Annotated in this window: 5 protein-coding genes; 2 read left to right on the top strand and 3 right to left on the bottom strand. The window is 54.3% G+C overall.

The window, feature by feature from the left end; all coding sequences use genetic code 11:
• Positions 1-62 precede the first annotated feature (62 nt).
• Entirely contained in the window at positions 63-842 is a 780-nt protein-coding gene (locus tag WA354_RS20970; RefSeq protein ID WP_472814970.1) for an LPXTG cell wall anchor domain-containing protein, read from the bottom strand.
• Positions 839-1,570: a class D sortase gene (locus tag WA354_RS20975; RefSeq protein ID WP_472814971.1), complete on the bottom strand. Its 732-nt coding sequence runs from the start codon at positions 1,568-1,570 to the stop codon at positions 839-841. Before WA354_RS20975 ends, WA354_RS20970 begins: the two co-directional genes overlap by 4 nt.
• A gap of 272 nt (positions 1,571-1,842) precedes the next feature.
• Here WA354_RS20975 and WA354_RS20980 point away from each other — a divergent pair, with 272 nt between their 5' ends.
• Both WA354_RS20980 and WA354_RS20985 read left to right on the top strand, forming a co-directional pair.
• Positions 1,843-2,655 (top strand): mechanosensitive ion channel family protein, encoded by an 813-nt coding sequence (locus WA354_RS20980; protein WP_472814972.1) that lies wholly within the window; start codon positions 1,843-1,845, stop codon positions 2,653-2,655.
• Positions 2,656-2,863: 208 nt separating this feature from the next.
• Complete coding sequence (locus WA354_RS20985; protein WP_472814973.1) at positions 2,864-4,120, top strand: DUF3300 domain-containing protein; 1,257 nt, start codon at positions 2,864-2,866, stop codon at positions 4,118-4,120.
• Between the two features lie 220 nt (positions 4,121-4,340).
• Here the strand turns inward: WA354_RS20985 and WA354_RS20990 are convergent, their stop codons facing one another.
• Positions 4,341-4,991, bottom strand: coding sequence for a response regulator (locus WA354_RS20990; RefSeq protein ID WP_472814974.1), 651 nt, complete (start codon positions 4,989-4,991; stop codon positions 4,341-4,343).
• Positions 4,992-5,439: the final 448 nt, after the last annotated feature.

A 5,439-nucleotide genomic window follows, 5' to 3' on the forward strand; every position in this document is an offset into this window, starting at 1 on the left:
CCCAAGAGGCTCACCTTCTTGAACTTGAAGGTGAGCTCTCTAGGAAAGACAGGAAGCAGTTGTTACGAGCGGCGGAAAGAGCGCATACCGAACGACGCGCCAATTAACAGCAGACCCAGGAGACCGAACAAAGGCAGCGAGCTGCCGGTCTTGGGGAGGCTTGCTGCAGGTGCTTCCGGAGCGGGTGCTGGCGCCGGAGCTGGAGCAGCAACCGGTACCAAAACGGCGACCAGGACCGGCTGATCCGGTGGCGGCGGGGGCGGCGGAGGCATCTGGCCAGCTAAAAGCCTTTTCTCGGTAACCACTGTTTCCGGGACTTCTTCGACCTTGGTCGCGGTCACCGACATGCCCTTTTTCAGACCAAAAGCGTCCGTCATTTGGCCGTTGACATTGAATTTCTGACCTTTGGGAATTTTGAATTCCTGATTCTTGCCGTCGTCCATGGTCAGGATTACGCTGGATGGCGGGTTGACGTACCAAACCTTGCCGGTGACGCTCTTTGTGGTTGTGATCAATTTGGGTGTAGTGGTTGTAATGGTGGTCCGTTCAATCGTCATTCCGGGCTTCAGGTCGTGGATTCCGAGTTGCTGACCATTCACCGTGACGCGGGCGCTCTCTGGAACGTTCGGGAAATGCCGAATCTGACCAGCTTCATCCTTAACCCAAAGGTCATTTCCGGAGACGAGAACCACCGTTCCCTTTTCGACTTTTACCTGGTGGGTAGGAGCTCCGTGTGTTGTTGAGGTTGTTGTTTCGACCTGCGCGTTCACGACCGCAGTGGAGGCAAAGAAAAGCGTGCCTGCCGCCACAGCCAGCAAACTGTGTAAAGTTGTGCGTGTCATTGCGAATTCTCCTTATTGTTTTTTCCCAAGCCTGCGGAAGTGGTTGAGGGTTGATTTCCTGAGCCAACGAGCGCCCGACGCGATGAGATGGATGCGTGGACAATGAACCGCTGCGGCGCATCGCCCACGAAATAGAACGGATAGCAGGTGACGAGGGTAAGAGAGGATATACTGCGCGGTTCCAGCACGTGAACGTCAGCCGGACTAACAATCTCGATTTGATCCACGACGTATGTGTCTCTCTCTTGAGTCATAGTCAGGTCAATCTCATCTCCAACCGCGATGTCCTTCAGCCCCCTGAAGAACCCGTCGCGGTGCCCGGCGATTCCAACGTTTCCTTCAATTCCCGGCATCGCGGTGCCGGTGATGCGCCCGACCCCTCGGTTAAGAGTCAGATCGTCCGTTCCGTCATAGACCGGAACCCGGATCTTCACCTTTGCGATCTCGAGCACTGCCAGAGGCGCACCTGAGGCATTCAGCAAACTGCTTTTGTAAGCCTGAATGCGTTTCTGAGCCCAGAGACTGAAATCTACATCCCGAGTTGAATCTTCTGTTTTCGAGACGACATTTTGCGTTGTCGCCGCTTGGGCGTTTTCAAATTGCCACAATGCAAGGCGTGAAAAAATCTGCCCGTGAAGCTGTGCTGCCACCCAGATGGCAAGTAGCATCACTCCGGATACCAGCAGGCACCGTTCGAAAAGAATCGAGGCTGTTTTTGCTCTCCTCAAGTAGTTGCCTTCTGATGGGTAATGATTATCGTCTTCCCGAGAAGCCGCAATCGGATTTTGCGATCAAGAGGAACCTACCGAGAAGCTGTCAAACTCGCAACTGTCATAAATGACAGTGGCCCCTGACAAAGTGTCGTCAAGGTTGATTGCAGACAAGTTGTTCGAGGAGGTTAGGAGCTTGCGACCGCTTATCGCGCGGTATGCTAAATTCTGCCGGGCCGGGAGGTTGCGAGCTAGCGGCTGTCGCTTTGAATGATAGGGGAGGGCGGAAAATGTACCAAGACTCGAGCGCCTGGCAGCAACTGGAAAAGCTGGCGTGGCGCGATGTGCTCCTCGTATTGGGAGTAATAATTCTGGCGCGGCTGCTGATCGTTTGGGTGCAGCGGCAACTACGTCGGGCCGCTGAGAAGGCGGAACCTAGTCAGCGCCTTAGGATTCTTCGCTTCGTGCCCATCGCCCGACTGCTGGTCAGAGTCACAGCTGTTGCGGTCATTGTGCCGCTGTTGGTACAGCCGACATTTCAGAACATTCTCGTCTTAGGCGCTAGTTTTGCCCTGGCGCTGGCTTACCTGCTCAAAGATTACGGAAGTAGTTTCGTGGCCGGACTGGTAACAGTGCTCGAAAACGTCTACCAGCCAGGAGACTGGATTAGTGTGGATGGCCATTACGGAGAAGTCACAGCGATTGCCACCAGGTCCGTTCATCTGCTGACTGCCGACAATAACGAAGTGATTATTCCGCATTCTCGACTATGGTCCACAAGCATTCTCAACGCCAGCGGCGGGAATCATAGCGTGCTCTGCATCGCGAGCTTTTATCTTCATCCAGACCATGATGCTTCCGCAGTGCTCGAAAAGCTGAAGGAGGCTGCCGCATCGAGTGATTATTGCAGGCCAGACACACCAGTGCGGGTAACAGCAAAAGAAATGCCCTGGGGGACGCAGTATCGGATCAACGCCTACGTAAAGGAGAGCAGGGAGCAGTTTCTCTTCATCACAGACATGACCGTTCGAGGCAAGGATACACTTCGGAACATGAATATCCGGTTCGCACAAGCACCTTATGCAGAAACCGAAAGCAGCTGATGTTCCAACTCGAACTGTAATTTTTGTCAACAGCAAGTGTTATAACTGACAGTTCCTTCAAGAATGAGGCTGGAGTTCAATGGCGCTTGCGAAGGTGGTATGGCGGCAATGCAATCAACACTCCAGTGCTTTGATCATTGACAGATTTAATAGGAAACTAAGTGCGACGCGAAAAATGGCGAGGTATCGAATGCAATCGAGGTCGAGCTTGAGGAAGTTGGGCTTAAATGCAGTCGTTGTATTCATTGCGCTGCTATTTATCCAGGTATCTGGATTGTCGCTTCCTGCGCAGGCACCGATGCCGACGCCCCAGCAACTGGATCAACTGCTGGCTCCCGTTGCGCTTTACCCCGATTCGCTTCTGGCGCAGATTACGACCGCCTCGACGAATCCGCAGGAAATCCTGGACGTCTCTAACTGGCTGCAACAAAATTCCGGGCTGCAAGGCGCGGCACTGACCGACGCGGCAGAGAGGCAGGGCTTTGATGCGGCGTTTGTCGCCCTGGTAAATTTCCCAGACGTGCTCGATATGATGGCGGAGAACATCGACGACTATGCCTCCATTGGGCAAGCGTTTTCTATGGATCAGGGAGCAGTGAGTGCTTCGATCCAGAGACTACGAAACCAGGCGTATGCGGCGGGGAACTTGCGTAGCAATCAGCAGCAGCAAGTGGAGGTACAGCAGGCGTCTGGCCAGCCGATCTACGTAATTCAGCCTGCAAACCCGCAGGTGGTTTATGTACCGGTTTACAACCCCACCGTCGTTTACGTCAGGCCGCCTACCAATGTCGTTGTTGTAAGTTACGGCCCCCCGATTCCCCTTGGAATTCTTTTGGTGAGTCGACCATGGGGCTGGATGGGATGGGGCTGGAATTGGTCATCGCGTCGCTGCTACTACAATCACACCGTTTGGGTCGGATGGCGAAATCCCTATCGCCCGCCGAACATCTGGTACCGCGCCCGGCCGGTTCCTTATAACAGCCGCCCGGGATACGGCGGCAATTGGCACTATCGCCCACCAAACTATCGTCCGCCCGCTCCGGTAAGGCCTCCGAGCAATCGTCCCCCGTGGGGACCAAATAACAGGCCCGGAAATGGATATAACCCTCCCACAAATCGGCCCGGTACGGGACGGCCACCTGTTCAGCAACCCAAGCCTCAACCCAAGCCGGGGAAACCGTCTCAACCGGTTGCCAAGCCGAATCCGAATCGCCCTGTAACCAAGCCCGCTCCTCAACCCAAGCCAGCTCAACCAAAACCCGCTCAACCAAAGCCCGTTCCTCAACCAAAGCCCGCGCAACCAAAACCCACTCCGCAACCAAAGCCAACTCCGCAACCAAAGCCCGCTCCTCAACCAAAGCCCGCTCAACCACGGCCGGCTCCTCAACCAAAGCCTGCCCAACCAAAGCCAGCTCCTCAACCAAAATCGGCGCAGCCAAACAGGCCGCAACCGCAGTCGAGATAGGCGGCGACAAAGCAGCTGAATCCATCAGCGCTGGGTCGCGACTGGTTGAACGGGCTGTCTGTTTGGATCAAGGAGCGGTGAGGTCGGTGGGCCCCGAATGGCACTACGAAAATTGGAGCGTCTGTTTCGCTTTGCGGCTTCAGAGCGGAAGCCGCGCCTTCAAATTTAATTTAATTAAGACAAGCCGCTTCGCCTGAAACAGAAGCAGAGTCGAGATGACTCACTTTGATGCGACCATGTGTTCCTTCATCGCATATTGCACCAGCTCCGCGTTGTTCTTGAGATTTAGAATCTCCATGACGCGGTATTTGTGAAAAGCGACCGTCCTTGGCGTGAGAGTCAGATCCGATGCAACCTCTTTCATAGACTTTCCCTCTGCCAGCAACTGAACCACTTGCTTTTGCCTGGTTGTCAGCAACCCAGGCATCCCATTCGTACCCTCGTATTCAATTCTCAGATCAAACGAGTCTCCGGCAATGAGAGGCGAGACGTAGGGCTTCCCTTGGAGAACCGTTCGAATCGCGACAGGCAGCTCCGCCGCCGCAGCCGTCTTTGGCAAGAAGCCGAATGCACCGCGGCGGAACGCTTCGGCCGCCATTGCGCGGTCGGCGCTCATGGTGAGAAAGATAATCTTGACCGTCCGCTTGATAGTCCTAATGTGCTCGCACGCATCCAGGCCGTTAAGCAGCGGCATTGAGATATCAACCAACGCCACATCTGGATTGAGCCGGCAAACGGAATCGATGAGTGCTTGCCCGTTGTTGACGACCGCGACCACTTCAAACTCCGTCTCAAGGAGTTGCTTGCAAGCCTCCGCAATCAGGGTGTGGTCGTCCGCGATGATGATTCTCGAGCGATGTTTTTCGAACATTGGGGGATCCCTTGAAATCGATGTGCACAGACAGTGATGTGGTCGATCCCGTTGAAAAACAGGGAAGGAAGGTGAGCGATTCGCAGGCAGAATACACCGTCGCGGCGCGCTTTCGATACCTGTTAGTTTAGACAGTACTCCAAAAGCAAGCTTCGGTCTATGCTAGTTACGTCAATTTCGTTGGTGAGACTGTGCGAAAGATTCGCCGGCTATTTCCGTTCACGGCTTAAAGGCCGATGATCCGCCTGTCAATATTGTCAGTATCGATATTGTCAGCATAGAAATAGCCCTTGGGGTTTTCTTGGCTTCACGGTGGTTTTCAGACGAGGGTTTTAAAAATACGGAGGAAAGTTATGCGGGGACGCTTGGTGGTTCATTCTTGTTTAGCGCTGTCGATCGCACTATTTGCCGGCTGCTCTAAGCACCACACCGACGAACAGATACAAAG

The organism is Occallatibacter sp., from assembly GCF_049802275.1.
Classification (GTDB): Bacteria; Acidobacteriota; Terriglobia; order Terriglobales; family Acidobacteriaceae; genus Telmatobacter.

Coding starts and splice junctions, on each gene's coding strand:
- WA354_RS20980 (WP_472814972.1), top strand. CDS start 1,843: ATGTACCAAGACTCGAGCGCCTGGCAGCAACTGGAAAAGCTGGCGTGG.
- WA354_RS20970 (WP_472814970.1), bottom strand. CDS start 842: ATGACACGCACAACTTTACACAGTTTGCTGGCTGTGGCGGCAGGCACG.
- WA354_RS20990 (WP_472814974.1), bottom strand. CDS start 4,991: ATGTTCGAAAAACATCGCTCGAGAATCATCATCGCGGACGACCACACC.